Annotated in this window: 14 protein-coding genes and 1 other RNA gene; 2 read left to right on the top strand and 13 right to left on the bottom strand. The window is 37.5% G+C overall.

Annotation, left to right across the window (positions count from 1 at the left end; genetic code table 11):
- Positions 1-46: 46 nt before the first annotated feature.
- The 7 genes from PF028_RS06035 to PF028_RS06005 all read right to left on the bottom strand — a co-directional run bounded on the left by PF028_RS06035 (position 47) and on the right by PF028_RS06005 (position 8,168).
- Entirely contained in the window at positions 47-448 is a 402-nt protein-coding gene (locus PF028_RS06035; protein ID WP_270861082.1) for a hypothetical protein, read from the bottom strand.
- A complete protein-coding gene (locus PF028_RS06030) occupies positions 445-1,758 on the bottom strand; it encodes a phenylacetate--CoA ligase family protein (RefSeq protein WP_270861081.1) in 1,314 nt (437 codons plus the stop codon). The genes PF028_RS06035 and PF028_RS06030 overlap by 4 nt, the downstream gene beginning before the upstream one ends.
- 1 nt (position 1,759) lies before the next feature.
- On the bottom strand, positions 1,760-2,281 hold the full coding sequence (locus tag PF028_RS06025; protein ID WP_270861080.1) for a 2-oxoacid:acceptor oxidoreductase family protein: 522 nt from the start codon (positions 2,279-2,281) through the stop codon (positions 1,760-1,762).
- Complete coding sequence (locus PF028_RS06020) at positions 2,278-4,089, bottom strand: thiamine pyrophosphate-dependent enzyme (RefSeq protein ID WP_270861079.1); 1,812 nt, start codon at positions 4,087-4,089, stop codon at positions 2,278-2,280. The genes PF028_RS06025 and PF028_RS06020 overlap by 4 nt, the downstream gene beginning before the upstream one ends.
- A 409-nt stretch (positions 4,090-4,498) precedes the next feature.
- Positions 4,499-4,810 (bottom strand): hypothetical protein, encoded by a 312-nt coding sequence (locus PF028_RS06015; protein WP_270861078.1) that lies wholly within the window; start codon positions 4,808-4,810, stop codon positions 4,499-4,501.
- Between the two features lie 269 nt (positions 4,811-5,079).
- Positions 5,080-7,596, bottom strand: coding sequence for a molybdopterin guanine dinucleotide-containing S/N-oxide reductase (locus PF028_RS06010; RefSeq protein ID WP_270861077.1), 2,517 nt, complete (start codon positions 7,594-7,596; stop codon positions 5,080-5,082).
- Positions 7,593-8,168 (bottom strand): cytochrome C, encoded by a 576-nt coding sequence (locus PF028_RS06005; protein WP_270861076.1) that lies wholly within the window; start codon positions 8,166-8,168, stop codon positions 7,593-7,595. The genes PF028_RS06010 and PF028_RS06005 overlap by 4 nt, the downstream gene beginning before the upstream one ends.
- Before the next feature lie 174 nt (positions 8,169-8,342).
- Between PF028_RS06005 and PF028_RS06000 the strand changes: the two genes are divergently transcribed.
- Positions 8,343-8,936 carry a Crp/Fnr family transcriptional regulator gene (locus PF028_RS06000; protein WP_270861075.1) on the top strand — a complete coding sequence of 198 codons (594 nt, stop codon included), beginning with the start codon at positions 8,343-8,345 and terminating at the stop codon, positions 8,934-8,936.
- Between the two features lie 308 nt (positions 8,937-9,244).
- Here the strand turns inward: PF028_RS06000 and typA are convergent, their stop codons facing one another.
- Both typA and PF028_RS05990 read right to left on the bottom strand, forming a co-directional pair.
- Entirely contained in the window at positions 9,245-11,053 is a 1,809-nt protein-coding gene (typA, locus tag PF028_RS05995; protein WP_270861073.1) for a translational GTPase TypA, read from the bottom strand.
- A 59-nt stretch (positions 11,054-11,112) separates the two neighbouring features.
- On the bottom strand, positions 11,113-11,532 hold the full coding sequence (locus PF028_RS05990; protein ID WP_270861072.1) for a hypothetical protein: 420 nt from the start codon (positions 11,530-11,532) through the stop codon (positions 11,113-11,115).
- 49 nt (positions 11,533-11,581) lie between these two features.
- On the opposite strand from PF028_RS05990, the gene ffs reads away from it, so the two are divergent.
- Positions 11,582-11,679, top strand: an RNA gene (gene ffs / locus PF028_RS05985) — signal recognition particle sRNA small type.
- A 27-nt stretch (positions 11,680-11,706) separates the two neighbouring features.
- Here ffs and PF028_RS05980 read toward each other — a convergent pair.
- The 4 genes from PF028_RS05980 to gyrB are packed head-to-tail and all read right to left on the bottom strand — an operon-like array spanning position 11,707 to position 17,035.
- Positions 11,707-12,936, bottom strand: a complete 1,230-nt coding sequence (locus PF028_RS05980) for an HD domain-containing protein (protein ID WP_270861071.1) — start codon at positions 12,934-12,936, stop codon at positions 11,707-11,709.
- A complete protein-coding gene (queF, locus tag PF028_RS05975) occupies positions 12,933-13,316 on the bottom strand; it encodes a preQ(1) synthase (RefSeq protein WP_270861070.1) in 384 nt (127 codons plus the stop codon). Before queF ends, PF028_RS05980 begins: the two co-directional genes overlap by 4 nt.
- Positions 13,313-14,725, bottom strand: coding sequence for an EAL domain-containing protein (locus PF028_RS05970; protein ID WP_270861069.1), 1,413 nt, complete (start codon positions 14,723-14,725; stop codon positions 13,313-13,315). The genes queF and PF028_RS05970 overlap by 4 nt, the downstream gene beginning before the upstream one ends.
- Positions 14,726-17,035 carry a DNA topoisomerase (ATP-hydrolyzing) subunit B gene (gyrB, locus tag PF028_RS05965; RefSeq protein WP_270861068.1) on the bottom strand — a complete coding sequence of 770 codons (2,310 nt, stop codon included), beginning with the start codon at positions 17,033-17,035 and terminating at the stop codon, positions 14,726-14,728.
- Between the last annotated feature and the right edge of the window lie 9 nt (positions 17,036-17,044).

Genomic DNA, 17,044 nt, shown 5'->3' with positions numbered 1-17,044 from the left:
AAATTTAATCTAAATTTTGACTATTAAATCAAATTTATATAAATTACTATTTTATGACTTCAAATCCCGCATTTTGCAGTGCTTTCTCGCCTTTTTCGTTATCATCGAGCGAAAATACAAAAATGCCAAAATTTGTATCAGCATAATAGCTATAACAATAATTTATGCTAATTCCAGCCCCGCTTAGAGCTTCAACGATTTTAGCAAATGTGCCTTTTTTGTTTGCGATTTTAACGGCGACCACATCGACGGTTCTTGCGCTAAATCCTGCTTTTTTTAGAGCGTCCGCCGCTTTGTCAAATTCGCTAGTGATGATACGCACAACGCCAAATTTAGAAGTCTCTGCTATGACAACTGAATCAATAGAAATGTCGCTATCTCGCAAAATATCGCTCATGGCAGTTAGTTCGCCGGGTTTGTTTTCTAAAAATACGCTAAGTTGTTTCATGCTTCGTTCCTTTTGTCGATTACTCTTTTGATTTTGGTATCGCTAGCACCGATACTACGCGGTTCTACTATATTTACACTTGCGTGGATAAATAAATTTGTTAGCAGTTTTGCGGCTGTTTCTTTTTGTAAATTTTCAATCGCCGAAATGCTATCAAAGTTGAAATCATCGCTCATTTCGACCTTGACTTCAATCTTATCTAAATACCCTTTTTTGCTTAGGACGATTTGATAATTTAGACTTAATCCTTCGATAGTCGATAAAACATGCTCTACTTGGCTTGGGAAGACATTTACGCCGTTTATGATAACCATATCATCGCTTCTTCCTACGATACTTTCGATCATACGCAAATTCCTGCCGCAAGGGCATTTGCCAGTTTTTATCGAAGTTACATCGCCAGTTCGGTAGCGAAGTAGCGGAATAGCTTCTTTTGTAAGCGTTGTTATGACTAACTCGCCTTTTTCTCCATCAGGCAAAACTTCACCTGTTTTTGGATCGATAATCTCAGGATAGAAGTGATCTTCAAAAATATGCATTCCTTCGCTTTTACCGCACCCTCCGGCGACACCGGGTCCTAAAATTTCACTAAGTCCGTAAATATCGTGATAATTTATCCCCCACGCTTCGGCAATAGCTTGTTTTAGAGCTTTGCTAGTCGGCTCAGCACCAAAAATTCCTGCTTTTAGCTTAAAATCTTTTTTAAGATCATAACCCAAAGCTTTGGCATGATCTGCTAAGTGCATAGCAAATGACGGAGTGCATGAAATCGCAGTCGCTCCAAAATCCCTTAAAAGCATAAGTTGGCGTTCTGTAAAGCCAGAGCTAGACGGCACGACAGAAGCCCCGACAGTCTCAGCACCATAGTGCGCTCCAAGACCGCCTGTAAAAAGCCCGTATCCGTAGGCATTATGCACGGTGTCGTTTTTGCCCACACCTGCCATAGTAAAGACCCTAGCCAAAACTTCGCACCAAATTTCTAAATCTTTTCTAGTGTATCCTACGACGGTCGGCTTACCGCTTGTGCCACTACTAGAATGAATTCGCACGACCTTTTTTTGCGGAACTGCAAAAAGCCCAAATGGATAATGATCTCGCATATCTTTTTTTGTCGTAAAAGGAAGCTTTGAAAGCTCGGAAATATCTTTGATTTCATCAAATTTAAGCCCAAGTTCGGCAAATTTTTTCTGATAAAATTCAACCTTAGAAATCCTTTTTAAAAATTTGGCAAATCTTTTGTTTTGGATTTCTCTTAGCGTTTCTTTATCAACGATTTCGTTGATGGACCAGTATTTTGGCGTATCACTCATCTTAGCTCTCCATTGCTAGTTTTAAAATTTGTTTGTTTTTTTCGGCGACTTTTGGGTTAAAAATTTCGATTGCTTTGCAAATTTCATCATAAGAAAACGGAAAATTTGCTACATTTTTGATAACAATTCCTAGCATATAAACATTTAACCCGCCTATGTCAAATTCGCCTGATTTTGCCTTTTTAAAGGCGTTTGTTGCGTAAATTTTAAACGGCAAATTTGGAAAATTTTCATCTGAATTTACGGCAATTACGCCTGAATTTTGATTTAAAAATTGCAAATAACGAAGCGCTTCTGTTTGCTCCAATGCAATCAACAAATCAGCCGAATTTTCATCGATATTTGGGCTAAAAAAATCGCCGATTTTAATGCCGCATGAAACACTTCCGCCCCTTTGGCTCATGCCGTGATTTTCCGTGCCAAGACACGCATAGCCTTTGTTTGCGGCTGCGATTGAAAGCAGTTTTACTAAAAAAACGGCACCTTGTCCGCCATATCCAGCGATTAAAATTTGATATTTCATTTTGACCTCACTTCAAAAGCATCTGTCGGACAAAGTCCGCTAATACATGCCGAACAGCCCGTGCATAAAAACGGATCGATCTCAACTTTATGGCGTTCGTTGTAGCTCATAGCAGGGCATTTGTATTTGCCCACGCAAGTATCGCACTCAACGCATTTTGCTTCATTTACGACGGCGTAAATTTGCGGAATTTTTGAATTCGATTTATCCAAAATGCAAAACTGGCGAATCACCGCTACCACAGGCACTTCACTGCTCTCATAAGCCGATTTTAAACCTTTCATAAAAAGCATGGTTTTGTTTAAATCAGGCTCGTAAAAATACTCATGGCATTTTATGCCACAGCCTTCGACCAGCTTTTTGATGTCAATATCGCCCGAAGCCCTTTCTGGCGTAGTTTGGCGACCTGTCATCGCAGTAGTTGAGTTGTCTAAGATTATCAAAATAAATTTGTGTTTTTGATAAACTGCGTTGATGAGCGGCGGCATACCTGAGTGCAAAAATGTGCTATCGCCAATCGTAGCAACGACCGTTTTATCAGGGTTTGCTAGGCTAAAACCACTTGCAGTAGAAATACTAGCACCCATGCAAAGGAAGTGATCTATCGCATTTTGATTAAGTGCGAGAGTATAGCAACCAATGTCGCTTGCATAAATAGACTGCTTTGTGCGAAAAGTTTTGGTAATGCTATAAAAAATATCTCTATGCGGACAGCCAGGGCATAAATTTGGCGGTCTTTTTGGAAGCTCGTAACCACTAAATTTTGGTGCTTTAAAAGGATTTTTGCCGTCTAAAATACCCAAATTTGCAAACGCTTCAAAAACTTTATCTTTGCCAAATTCATGGATTTTATGGACATGTCCTGTTTTTTTGCCGTAGATATTTTCGCCGCTTAAATCTTCTTCCATACAAGCATACGGCTCTTCAAAAACCACGACTTTTTTGTAGCTTTTGCAAAGTTCATTTAGCTCGTTGTATGGCAAAGGTGTGGGCATATCGATTTTAAGGACATCGGCGTTTATTTTTAGATCACTCGCTGCTTCGCTTACATAGCTACTTGCAACCCCGCTTGTGATACAGAGAATTTCAGCCTTATCGCCGCCTTTTAAATTTGCAATCTTTGGTTTAATAAAATTTTCATAGTTAAATTTGCGAATTTGCTCGATTTTTTCAAGTAATTCTACACCTTGAATATATCTTGGACCAGGTGGCACACCTGCCCAGCGATTTGTATTTTTGATAAATTCGCCTTTTGGCGGGTTAAATTCGCTATTTTCTGAGATTTCGCAGTTTTGCCTTGCGTGGGCAACTCGCATTATAGAGCGAAACATTACGGGGATTTCAAATTTGCGTGATATTTCTGCACAAATTTTTATAAAATCATACGCTTCTTGGGGACTAGCAGGATCAAGAGCAGGAATCCTAGCGAATTTAGCAAAAACTCTGCTATCTTGCTCTGTTTGAGATGAGTAAAAGCCCGGATCATCGGCACTTATTAAAATCATCGCGCCGATATTGCCTATGTAGGCTGAGTTCATCACAGCGTCTGCTGCGACATTTAAGCCCACCTGTTTCATCGTAGCACAGGCGTTTTTACCGCTCATAGCGTGAGCGTAAGCTACTTCGTAACCGACCTTTTCGTTACTCGCCCACTCAGCGTAAGCTTGTAAGCCCATTTTGTCGCGTAATTTTTGGAAATTGCCTAGAATTTCACTCGACGGCGTCCCGGGGTAGCCCGATACGACATCGACATTTGCGTGTATTAGCCCAAGCGCAATCGCTTCGTTTCCCATTAAAATTTGTTTCATAAAAAACCTTTTTTTGAAAAAAATTAAATTTATAGAATAGCATAAATTTCATATTAAGAAATTTAAATTTTGTAATTTATTCAGTAAATTTGAATTATAAGTTAAATTTGTTTGATTTACTCTGCTTCGCTACGCTTCGCAAGAAACATTTTTTGCTATGCAAAAAAGCGTTACACTTGTTTTGTCATTGCGATACTTTGCGACAGCAAAGTCGTGGCGATTTACGAGTTAAATTTACGATTTGATTTTATATCATTCCGAGCTAAACGAAGCTAAGCGAAGAATATTTATTTAAATTGAATATTGAATTATTTTATCTTTTTTGGTGGGCAAGGATGCCCAGCCTACGATACTAATATCACATAAACGATTATTTGTAGGTTTGGATACCTACAAATAAACAATAGAATTAACGAAATTCTCGTCTGAAAAATTTAGGACCCTTTTTATAGCTTAAATTTTGTAAAAATCTATATACACCTTTGACGATACAGACCAAGCTACCGATAAAGCAAGCAAGCCCAACAAGGTCAGCAATAAAGCTATATCTATTGCTAATAAGAATACAAGATACGATAAACAATATTACACCCACAATTAAAACTGGAGCCCAGTCTACACCATATCTAATCTCAGCTTGGCAACCACTGCAAACTGATACTCCGTATTTGATGTCGTCCTTGCCACAAAATGGGCAGCCTAAGTGTAGCTCTTCATCCATAGTTTTCTCCTTGAAAAAAAATAAAGTCTTATTATACCCCCCCCCCTTAAAATGGGTTGAAATTTTGATTATGTGGTGCAAAATTTTGTATTGATTTATTATAAGCTTGCGAAGTAACTTTGTAAATTGAGAAATTCGTAGAAATTTCGTTGGATTTTAAAAAGCAAAATTTCGGAGCAGTATTTCAAATTTGCGATAGCGGAATTTTGAAATTTGCAAAATTTTGTAGAATTTTAAAATTTGGCTAGGAAATCCTAGCCAAATTTTGCTTATTTCGCGCCTTTTGGCGGCATAAACGCAGTTAGCGTGATGTCTTCGCCGTCTTTTGGTTTATAGACTTCCACATTTACAAGGCAAGTGTGAGAGATATTTCCGTTGGCTAGTTTGCTTGTCGGAATATCGATAGTAAGCACATTTGCCGAGCCGTTTTTGCAAAGTCCGTTTTCGTTTGGATCATACCAAGCACCTTCGCATAGTTTTACGACATTTCTTGGAGCGTCATCATTTACGACCGCACCTGCTAGAATTTGACCTCTGGCGTTGAAAACTCTTACCAAATCGCCGTTTTTTATGCCTAGCTCTTTTGCGTCTTCTTCGTTGATAAAAATCGGCTCTCTTCCCGCCACTGCATAGCTATCTCTTAGCTTAGTTTGGTTTTGTTGTGAGTGTAAGCGATCATTTGGGTGTGGGCTTATCATGTGGAATCTGGCTGGTTTATCCTTCATACCTAGCCACTCGATTGGCTCAAACCATGTCGGGTGAGCTTTGCAGTCATCATAGCCCATTTTTTCGATTGTTTCAGAGTAAATTTCAATCAAACCTGACGGCGTTCCGAGTGCATTTAAAATCGGATCTTCTCTAAAATCTGCAAAAGTTACATAGCTTTCGCTCTCCATTGTAGGGCTAAATTCAGTCGGTTCGTTTTTGTTCCACCACTCTTCAAAGCTTGGCATTTTTATTCCCAAAGCTTCGTTTGCATTTACTTGATTCGCCGCTGTTTCATAAAACTCTTTTATCCAGTCCATTTCGGTTTTGCCGCCTTCTGTGTAAGCTTCGGCTAGACCGTCTGCATAAGCTTTACATAAATCAACGAAAACTTGATAATCATCTTTTGCGCCAAATTGTTTTTCTACGACCTGTTTTTGTGGGACAATGTGCATATTTGTGTAGTCCCCTGTCATAGAAATGTCATTTCTCTCATACGAGCTAGTTACTGGGAAGACAATATCAGCCATTTTCGCTGTCGGCGTCCAGTAAATTTCATTTACGACGATAGTTCGTGGTTTTCGCCAAGCTTTAACATTTTTATTTGTGTCTTGTTGTTGTGTTAGCGGATTTCCGCCGACCCAGTAGATAAAATCCATATCAGGATATGTGATTTTATTTCCGTTATCATCAAGCGTTGCGCCCGGATTTAGCAAAGCGTCTGCGTTCCTTGCGACAGGATATGACATTAGTGCCGTATTTGATAGCCAAGATTGCGCTGCATTTTCTTTTGCGCCGTCAGCATTAGCAGGACCCATATATTTGCCGTCTTTGATAACGCCTACGCTTCCTGCGTTGATTGTTTTAATTACGCCACCAACGCAACTTGGCGTTCCGCCGTTTGCATAGTGGTAGCTAAAACCAAATCCACCACCTGGGAGCCCTATTTGACCAAGCATACTAGCAAGAGTTACTATCATCCAATGGACTTGTTCGCCATGGTGCGCTCTTTGCATACCCCAACCAGCCATAATCATAGTGCGATTATCAAAGAATTTTTCAGCTAATTCTTTTATAACTTTTGCTTCGATTCCGCAAATTTTCTCTGCCCACTCAGGTGTTTTTTCTACGCCGTCTTCTTTGCCTAGTAAATACTGCTCAAATTTATCAAAGCCAACGGTGTAAGTGCTTAAAAATTCTTTATCATATTTACCTGATTTTAGCAGGTGATTTGCCATAGCTAACATCATCGCAACATCGGTATTTGGAGTAGGTCTGATATGAGTAGCTTTGCCTTCAAAAAATTTAGTTGTGATTGTTTTGAGCGGATCTATGATGATGATTTCTTTACCGCTATCACGCAATTTTTCAAAATATTTAAACGAGCCTTCATCAGAAACCGTAAATGACAAACGCAAAGTGCCGATTGGATTCATACCCCAAAGCACGACAACTTTTGAATTTTCTAAAACCACAGGCCAAACGGTTTGTTGCTCATAAACTTGGCTAGATCCCACGACATGTGGCAAAATCACTTGCGCAGCTCCGGTTGAAAAATCCCCGGTAACGCCCACAAAACCACCTGTCATATTCATAAATCTATGCAAAAGCGTTCTTGCCATACCAAGTGCGCCTGAGCTTTGCCAAGCGTAGCTTCCTGCACAAATGCTATTCATACCTTTTTGTTCGCGCGTTTTTTTAAGTTCTTTTGCAACTAGCTTGATAGCGTCTTCGTATTTTACTTCTACCCACTCGTCCTTACCGCGAAGCTCTGGTTTTGGGCTATCTGGATTTTCAAGGTAGCTTTTGCGAACCATCGGGGCTTTGATTCTTGCTTTATAAACCAAATCGTCCATCGCAGTTTGCAAAGGATTTGGCACATTTGAAGTTTTTTTCCAAGCTTCCGATTTTACGATTTTGCCGTCTTTTACGGTAGCTTTTAAAATTCCCCAGTGCGCTCCCGTGATGACTTCGCCGTTTTTTACCAAAGCGGTATTTGCGGCTTCGCCGAAAACAAAACTAGGCATAGCACTTGCTGCGCCAAGTGTAGCTGTTCCTTTTAGAAAACTTCGTCTTTTCATTTGATCTCCTTTATGTTGAAGTCTTTTGAATGTTTTTGTAAAAACTGAGTTATAGTCCAAATTTCATCTTGATTTAACGGCGTTCTAGCTTGCATTGATTTAATGAGTGCTGGCCAGCGATTTGCCACTTGCGTATGTCCTAAATGTGGCGGGTGGCAAGTGCCGCAGTTTTCCATAAATTTAGTATTCGCTTCCGCAAACATTTCGTCTAAATTCGCACTAAAATCGCCGTCATTTGTGTAGGCTATTAATTTTACTTTTTTAAAGCCGTCTTCATCGCCTAAAACTTCAAATTGGGGCACTTTCGTTTTAGCAAAAGATACAACCAAAATTCTAGCTTTTGGCGTAAAATATACGATATTTGGCGATTTTGGATTTTGATAGCCTGTAACGGCGAATTTAACCACGCCGTCCTTTTTTTCTAAAATTTCAACGCCGTTTGTAGGCAGGAGTTTTCCTGCGACTTCCTTTAAATTCTCGCTCAAAGAAACATTTTTTACAACGCTTGGATAGAGCAACTCCCCTGCACTAAGACAGGAAATAAGCAAAGAAAAAATGATAGCTTTTTTCATAAATTCTCCTTAAAACAGATACCAAAATTATAATTAAAAGCCAAAAAAGCCGTTGTCATTTTTGCGACAAATTTAAAAAATTTGGCTTTGTTTTTGCGAAAAATTTTCATTTTTCGTTTTTTTTTTTTTTGTTTTTTTCGAATTTTTCTGTATAATTCAAAAAAGGGGAATTTTATGGGAACGAGAACGACAGGGGTTTTTGACGGACAAGAGTTATCATTTTTTAACGAAGAAGATTTAGCTAAATTTAGACATCTTTGCTACCAAAAAGGTGCGATGATTTACGCACAAAAAAAACTTTTTATGATTATCCTAAAAGGCGAGGGCAAGTTAAACACCTATCACGAAAGCGGCAGGGAGTATGTGCTAAGCTATTTTAGAGCAGGTTCATTTGTGCTTGTCGATACTTTTTCGTCTTTTGAAATCACGCAAAATGCGGAAATTTTAGAAGCAAATTTATCCACCGTGATTGATCTGTTTGAGTTCAACCAAGACTTTGCGATTTATCTTTTTAACTCGTTTTTGAAAAATATGACAATGCAAAAAAATGTGATAAAAGAGCTAGTTTTTGATAGCGTCGAAACCCGAACTTATAAATTTTTGCTTCAAATCGCAAACGGCGATATAGCACATGTCAATGGCGGAGTTAGCGAAATCGCTAGTTTTGTAGGCGCCCCACGCCAAAATGTCTCGGTCGCCGTAAATAGGCTAATCAAAAACAAAAAAATTCGAAAAATAGATCATCAAAATTTCCAAATTTGCGATTAGATTTAAGTTTGTAAATTTAAAAACGCCTAACGGCGTTGCTGGATTGCCACGAATTTGCTACGCAAATTCTCGCAATGACTACAGATTTGGCAAATTTGCTTAATTTTCTACAAAAATATTCAAGACAGAATAGGCGTAGTAAGGCGTAAATTCGGACGATTTCAAGCGAAGTTACCTTTGAGTGGTAATCAAGGAAACCTGCTTCGGCTTCGCCTTGCACCGCTTCGCTTGTTTTGAGCGTAGGAATTGTCCGAATTTACGCCTTAATCCGTTCAAGTTTGGGGAATTAAAACTAGGCTCATATAATTTTAAGACTTAGTCTTCGACATACGCTTTCTGATATTCGGATCTAAATATCGCTTTCTAACGCGAATACTTATCGGCGTAACTTCGACTAGCTCGTCTTCTTCGATCCATTCCAAAGCTCTTTCTAAATTTAGCGTTCTAGGCGGAACTAGTTTTATCGCATCATCGCTTCCGCTAGCGCGAACATTTGTTAAATTTTTGCCTTTTATAGGATTTACTTCAAGGTCGTTTGGACGGCTATGTTCGCCGATAATCATACCGACATAAACCTTTGCTTGTGGCGCGATAAATAGCACACCTCGATCTTGCAAATTCCAAAGGCTGTAACCCAAAGCAACGCCGTCTTCCATACTCACTAATGCGCCGTTTTGGCGTTTTTCAACATTTCCTGTTAATGGGCGAAATTCCAAAAAGCTATGGTTCATCACGCCCTCGCCTTTTGTATCGGTTAGAAACTGCGAACGAAAACCGATAAGCCCACGAGCAGGGATTTCAAATTCGATTCTTGTTTGTCCGTCGCCTGTCGGGTTCATAACTTTCATTTCTGCTTTTTTTCGACCTAGTTTTTCGATGACCGTTCCGGTGCAATCATCTGGCGCGTCGATAACCAAATGCTCGAAAGGTTCGCATTTTACGCCGTTTATTTCTTTTACGATGACTTCTGGGCGACCAAGACAAAACTCAAACCCTTCCCTACGCATATTTTCAGCTAAAATGGTAATTTGAAGTTCGCCCCTACCGCTAACTTTAAATTTGCCCTCGCCGACATTTTCATAACGCATTGCGATATTTGTTTTCATTTCTGCCGCTAAGCGTTCATCGATTTTATTTGAAGTTACAAATTTACCCTCAGTTCCTGCCAAAGGTCCGTCATTTACGCTAAAAATAACGCTTAAAGTCGGCTCTTCGATATGCAAAGCTTCAAGTGGAATCGGATTAGCAGGATCAACGATACTATCGCCAACATCAAGGGCTTCAAATCCGGCAATCGCCACAATATCGCCCGTCCCTGCTTCGTCAATATCAATCCTATCAAGCCCCAAAAATCCGATAAGCTTTGAAATTCGCCCTGTTACTTTTGTGCCGTCAGCTTTGGCTAACATTACGCTTTGATTTTTTGCGATTTTTCCGTTGAAAATTCGTGCAATACCGATTTTACCGACATAGTTATCATAATCAAGCGTAAAAACTTGCAACTGCAAAGGGTTTGCATTATCCCCGCTAGGTCTAGGCACATGCGAAACTATCGTTTCAAAAAGCGGCTGCATATCGTTGTTTGTATCTTCTAGGCTGTATCTAGCAAAGCCGTTTTTAGCCGCTGCATAAATCACAGGGAATTCAAGCTGTTCGTCGTTTGCATCAAGCGCGACAAAAAGGTCAAAAATTTCATTTACCACGCGATCAGGATCTGCTGCCGGTTTATCTATTTTATTTACCACGACTATCGGGCGAAGTCCCAAAGATAGGGCTTTTTTAACGACAAATTTAGTTTGAGGCATTACGCCTTCTTGCGCATCGACTAGTAACAAAACGCCATCGACCATTTTTAAAACTCGCTCGACTTCGCCACCGAAATCAGCGTGTCCCGGGGTGTCGATGATATTTATTTTTGTGTCTTTATATTTGATGGCCGTATTTTTTGATAAAATGGTAATTCCGCGTTCTTTTTCTATGTCGTTGCTATCCATTACCCGTTCGCCGATATTTGCGCGTTCGTCAAATGTGCCTGATTGCTTTAAAAGTTCATCTACGATTGTGGTTTTTCCGTGATCGACATGGGCGATAACGGCGATATTTCTTATATTTTCCAAAATTTACTCCGTTTGTGATTTTATAAAAAGGGTCTATTATACAAAATTTATTCTTAAATTTATGAATAACTTTTTACTTCGCTGACAAAAAATTCATAAACTCTTTGCTGTATAAGCGCGTCAGTATCGTCATCGCAAATAAGTCGTCTAAGGTGTGAAAAATCGATTTTTTTGATAAGCCTTTTGTGCGTTTTTAAGTCTTTATCAATCTCATTTAATAAAGAATCCAAATTTAAATTTTTGTAAATTTTTGCCTTCCTGACATACTCTTTTACCGTCGAAATCAGTAGCTCTATGCACTTTTGATCATTTGGATAAATTTCGCTAGCTAACTCATTTATGATTTCATAATCTTCATCGCTTTGCGTTTTTTTGGCTAGTAGCATTGCCGCAAAAACCTTACCGCGAAACTCCATAGACTTATGACGGCGGATAAAAAGTTGTCTAAACACATCCGATAAAAAAATTTTAAAACTCATCTTATAACCTTATTTTAAGCAAAATTCAAATATAATCCGAATTCGCCTCTTCTTAGACCTGTGCAATGCTTTTAAAAAGCACCGCTTCAGGGTGGGAACACAGCAGAGCACTTTTTTTAGGTGTGTGCCGCAGTCATCTGGGAAGGGGTTTTTTAAATTCTGCTTCCTTTAAATTCACAAATTTTCACGCTTCAAGCCAAAATGTTTTTTAAAACTTTCGCAAATTTCGCAAAAATTTACGCCTTCGACCTTTGGTTTTTCCTTGAAAAACTCTTCCATACCTTCAAAACCTGCGACTAGTTCTTTACTTTTTACGCCGTAGCTTATGGAAATTCCAGCTTCAAAATAAGCTGCGATTTTATCGCAATATTTAAGCGCTTTGCCATCAATAGCATTAAATTTATCGTCATTTACGCTTTGCAAACTTCCTTCTATGAATTTTGGCTCATTTTCGCAAATTCTATTTTCAAATTCATCTTTTATAAATTTTTCGCCGTTTTTGCGAATTCCAAGAATATAGCTAAAACTATCTCTTATATTCCCAGGCACAAAAGGCAAAATTTTATCGTCAATCAAACGCATTTCATAATCATTTATGATTTCACTTAGCCCGTCAATGCCGTATTTTACAGGGCTTATAATGTCCCTTGTCAAACTTTCAGGCAAATCGTGAAATAAAGCGCAAAAAAAGTTGTAAATTTTGCGGGTTTTACAAGCGCCGACTTTTAGCGAGTAAAAATAGCTTAAAATCGCCACAACCAACATGTGCCCTAAAACCGAAGTCTCAGGAATTCGTGGTGTTTGCGCCCAACGCTTTTGAAAGCGAAGTCTGCCACTAAGATCAACTAGTCTTGCTAGTTTTTTATTCATAACGATTTTGCGAACGCCAATTAGCTCATAATAATCTTCAAGCTCTTCTTCAACTTTAAATTTAAGCTCTTCAATGTCGTTTAAAAACTGGCTAGTTTGATAAACGATATTAAATTCCCATCTTGTAGCAAGGTAGCCGGAAGCCTTTAAAATGGTCTTTTCTTTGATATGATCTTTTGAATTCAAATAATTTTTAAAACGCTCGAAAAATTCGCCGTTTTGCACGAGTTTTAAATCGTTTTCAAGGATTGATAAAACCCAATTATTTATCTTTTCTTTGTGTGTTTTTTGGATATGATGAAAGACATCAGGGCGAATGTCGGTTACGACAATACGAGCCAAAAATTCAAAAATCCCAGCTTCAATCAAATAGCCCATATCAATATCATCTTCAAAACTAGCCAAAAAATAAGCGATAATAAATTTATGTGCCTGTTTGTCAAGCTCGACTAAATTTACCATTTTTGGGTAGTCGTTCCAACGACTAATACTAGCGCTTTTGAAAATTTGCTCGATTATAACAGGAGTTATCATTTTTCTATGCTTTTTGAGCTGATTTCTATGACGGTATGGACATTTCCGCGCGGATTGAAATCGCCGATGATTTTCATCGATTTTGGTTTTAGTTTTTCTTCTAAAACGCCGTAAATTTCGTTTATGCTATCTTCGTGGCTTATGTGGCGATTCATAAAGGAATTTATATAAAGTTTTATCGCTTTTAGCTCAACGACGAATTTATCAGGCACATACTCCAAATAAATGGTCGCAAAATCCGGATAACCAGATCTCGGACATAAACAACAAAACTCAGGCAGGGTTATTTTTATCAAATAATCCCTTTTGTGTTTATTTTCCCAAATTTCTAAATCTTTATCTACATCAAATTCTTTTATCTCTTTTTCGCCGTATCTCATATTTGCTCTCTTAAATTTTCTAAATCAACAGGTTTTTCGACACAAAAACCTTGAACTATGTCGATCCCGCTTTCTTTCAAATCTTCATAAAACGGCTTTTTATCGACAAATCTAATAGCTGTTTTTACGCCGATTTCCTTGCACATTTTATTTAAATTCAGAAAAATTTCGTGCGTTTTTTCTTCGTAAAAATTTTTATTAAATTCAATGTCATAAATGACAAAATCAACATTTAAATGTTTTAGATACTCAAAACTTGCATTTGCACCACCAAACTGGCTTAATCCAAAACTAAATCCAAGCTCTTTAAACTGCAACAAAATCTCGCTAAATCGCTTAATCTCAGGATAAATCAGCTCTTCGTTAAATTCAAAAACGATCTTTTTAGGATCGATTAGATTATTATCAATTAGCTTTAAAATTTCCTTTTTAAAGTCGCTATTTCGCAGTGTGCTTGCTATAATTTCTACAAAAATTTTACCCTTAATATCCCTAAAATATATATTTTTAGCGATATATTTTATCAAATTCAAATCATATTTCACGGCATAGTTATTTTGCAAAATAATATCAATAATCTTGCTTTTTGTTATCTTGCCCTGCTCTTTTAAATCTATTTTTGGGATAAAATTCAGATACTCATCTTCGCCATTTACAGATTTCATTAGCTGATATTTTATGCTGTATTGTTCGTTATTTATCGCTTCTAAAACATCATTTTCAAAGGTTCCAATTTCGATTTTATCAAAATCAAGCTCTTCATCATCTTTGTGATTTATCTTGTAAAATAGCGCATTTATGACATTGTTTAAATTTTTATCATAATCTGCATTGATTGTAGCATATTCCATTTTTAGTTCGATATTATTTATCGTTTGATTTGCGATTTTTCGCTCAAACATATTTAAAATATGGTGTAAATTTGCCCTTTTTCCGTCGATTGCAAAGATAAAGTTTCCGTTGATAAATCTACCGATAGGAATATCTTTAAATTTATGATCTTGCATAAATTTATCAAATTCAACGACAAAAAGTCGCAAAATTTCATCGCCGTTTCGATAACCATAGCGATCGTTTATGTCGATGATATTTTTTATACGCATTAAAACGATATTATTTACCTTTTCTTTTTTTATATCTTTTGCTATGATTTTTAAAATTTCATCTCGCACAAACACCCTACTAACGGGATCTATTAAGCTTTTTTTAAATCCCATATAAATCAAATATGTCGCGTAATAAACATAACACAAAAGCAAAATTACAAATAAAATAACATCGTCTCTTGTAAAATCGCCTTCTTTAAACATAAAATATGCGATAAAAATAAGCACTAAAGTAAAAGGAAAAGCAACTTTTAGTGCTAGTTTAAACCGATTTGATCTCTCTTTTTTTTCACTATATAACATCTAAATATCCAAATGTTTAACATCTTTTGCATGGTCTTGAATGTAATTCCTTCTTGGCTCAACTTCATCGCCCATGAAAAGATTAAATGTATCACTAGCACTTTGTGCATCATTTATATTTATGCGAAGCAAACGGCGATTTTCAGGACTCATCGTAGTTTCCCAAAGCTGATCAGGGTTCATCTCACCTAGACCTTTATAGCGTTGTATATACGCACCTTTTTTCGAATTTTTTTCGATTTCGTTTAAAACTTCGACAAAATCTCTGCCGCCAAAATCAAGCTCTCTATCTTTGATTTTTGAATAAACATATTTTGCCTCTTTGAAAATATGATTATCTAAAAGTGTGTTATCGATTTTTAGCTGTTCTAAGCCGTTTGGAGTTTGCACATACATGCGAATTCCATTTTCGCTAACATAATGATTTAAGATATTAAAATTCTCTTTTTCAAGGCGAATTTTTAGTGCGTCAAAAAGCTCATCATAATCGACATTTTCTAAATTTGCTTCTTCGATTAAATACCTAATAGCACTTAAAACGCTAAAACGATTTTTAAGCTCATTTAAAAGCGAACGATAAGTTGAGACGATTTTTAAGAAATCTGTCAAATCTTTATTTCCAATGCCTTCAAATTCAGCCATATCAATGCCTGTTTCAATCAAAAATTCGCTCAAAGCCTTTTCATCTTTTAAGTAAATCTCTTTTTTGCCTTTTTTGTATTTAAAAAGCGGCGGTTGGGCTAGATACACATAGCCGTTTTCAACGACTTTTGGTAAAAATCTAAAAAAGAAAGTCAAAAGCAGAGTTTGTATATGGCTACCATCGACATCAGCATCGGTCATAATGATGATTTTATGATAACGCAATTTTTCTTCATCAAATTCGTCCCCGATACCGCAACCAAAGGCAGTTATCATATTTTTTATCTCTTCGGATTGTAAAATTTTCTCTAATCTTGCCTTTTCGACATTTAAAATTTTTCCGCGCAACGGCAAAATCGCTTGAAAAACTCTATCTCTACCTTGTTTTGCTGAACCCCCTGCACTATCGCCCTCGACAAGATAAATTTCGCTAATACTTGCATCTTTACTTTGACAATCTGCAAGTTTTCCCGGCAATGTTCCAACAGAAAAACTCTCTTTTTTTCTAGTTAAATCTCTTGCTTTGCGTGCCGCTTCCCTACCACGCGCTGCTAAAAGAGCCTTACTCATTATCGCTCTTGCTTCGATAGGATTTTCTTCAAAATATTTGCAAAGCACATCAAAGGTCATTTTTTGCACTATCGGTTTTACATAGCTAGATCCCAGTTTTCCTTTGGTTTGCCCTTCAAACTGCGGTTCAGGCACTTTTACGCTTACAACGGCGATTAAGCCTTCTCTAATATCATCGCCTGTGATTTTTGTATCTTTTTCTTTTGCCGAAGCGTTTGCGGCGATATAATTTGTTATAGCTCTTGTAAGCCCTGCTCTAAAACCTGCTTCGTGCGTTCCGCCGTCGGGAGTTTTAATATTATTTACAAAGCTTAGTAAATTTTCACTATAAGTTTCATTATACATTAAAGCTATATCAACGGCGACATCTTCGACGGTATCGCTAAAAAATACAGGCTTTGAAACCGGAGTTGATCTGTTCATATCAGTTACAAAACTTTCCAATCCGCCTTCATAGTGAAAACTTTCGCTTCTACCTGTTCTTTGATCTTTGAAATTTATAGTTATTTTTGGATTTAAATAGGCTAATTCTCTAAATCTTTTTGACAAAATTTCATCATCAAATTCTAAAATTTCAAAAATTTCGCCATCCGGCCAAAATTCAACCGTAGTTCCTGTTTTTTTGGCAGGTTTTATGATTTCAAGTTCGCTTTGTGGAATTCCTTTTGAAAATTCTTGTCTGTGTTCGTTTCCGTCTCTTTTAATCGTTACGACTAATTTTTTAGAAAGTGCATTTACAACCGAAACGCCAACGCCGTGCAAACCACCTGAGACTTTATAAGTATCTTTATCAAATTTACCGCCGGCATGAAGAACGGTTAAAACAACCGTTGCAGCAGGAATTTTTTCAGTCGGATGAATATCGACAGGAATTCCCCGTCCGTTGTCGGTTACTATACAGCTTCCTTCCAAAGTAAGCTCAACATCAATCGTATCACAATGCCCAGCCATAGCTTCATCGATAGAGTTATCGACAACTTCATAAATCATGTGATGAAGCCCGTTTATATTTGTATCGCCGATATACATACCGGGGCGTTTTCTAACCGCTTCTAAACCTTTTAAAACTTTAATATTACCAGCGCCGTAATTTTCCATTTAAATTTT

This window comes from Campylobacter sp. CN_NE2 (genome assembly GCF_027797465.1).
Classification (GTDB): Bacteria; Campylobacterota; Campylobacteria; order Campylobacterales; family Campylobacteraceae; genus Campylobacter_B.
Note: the sequence above shows the minus strand (reverse complement) of the source record. Positions and strands in the feature narration are given on the sequence as shown.

Excerpts from the sequence above, each read along its gene's own strand:
- PF028_RS06035 (WP_270861082.1), bottom strand. The coding sequence starts at position 448 with ATGAAACAACTTAGCGTATTTTTAGAAAACAAACCCGGCGAACTAACT.
- PF028_RS06030 (WP_270861081.1), bottom strand. The coding sequence starts at position 1,758 with ATGAGTGATACGCCAAAATACTGGTCCATCAACGAAATCGTTGATAAA.
- PF028_RS06025 (WP_270861080.1), bottom strand. The coding sequence starts at position 2,281 with ATGAAATATCAAATTTTAATCGCTGGATATGGCGGACAAGGTGCCGTT.
- PF028_RS06020 (WP_270861079.1), bottom strand. The coding sequence starts at position 4,089 with ATGAAACAAATTTTAATGGGAAACGAAGCGATTGCGCTTGGGCTAATA.
- PF028_RS06015 (WP_270861078.1), bottom strand. The coding sequence starts at position 4,810 with ATGGATGAAGAGCTACACTTAGGCTGCCCATTTTGTGGCAAGGACGAC.
- PF028_RS06010 (WP_270861077.1), bottom strand. The coding sequence starts at position 7,596 with ATGAAAAGACGAAGTTTTCTAAAAGGAACAGCTACACTTGGCGCAGCA.
- PF028_RS06005 (WP_270861076.1), bottom strand. The coding sequence starts at position 8,168 with ATGAAAAAAGCTATCATTTTTTCTTTGCTTATTTCCTGTCTTAGTGCA.
- PF028_RS06000 (WP_270861075.1), top strand. The coding sequence starts at position 8,343 with ATGGGAACGAGAACGACAGGGGTTTTTGACGGACAAGAGTTATCATTT.
- PF028_RS05990 (WP_270861072.1), bottom strand. The coding sequence starts at position 11,532 with ATGAGTTTTAAAATTTTTTTATCGGATGTGTTTAGACAACTTTTTATC.
- PF028_RS05980 (WP_270861071.1), bottom strand. The coding sequence starts at position 12,936 with ATGATAACTCCTGTTATAATCGAGCAAATTTTCAAAAGCGCTAGTATT.
- queF (WP_270861070.1), bottom strand. The coding sequence starts at position 13,316 with ATGAGATACGGCGAAAAAGAGATAAAAGAATTTGATGTAGATAAAGAT.
- PF028_RS05970 (WP_270861069.1), bottom strand. The coding sequence starts at position 14,725 with ATGTTATATAGTGAAAAAAAAGAGAGATCAAATCGGTTTAAACTAGCA.
- gyrB (WP_270861068.1), bottom strand. The coding sequence starts at position 17,035 with ATGGAAAATTACGGCGCTGGTAATATTAAAGTTTTAAAAGGTTTAGAA.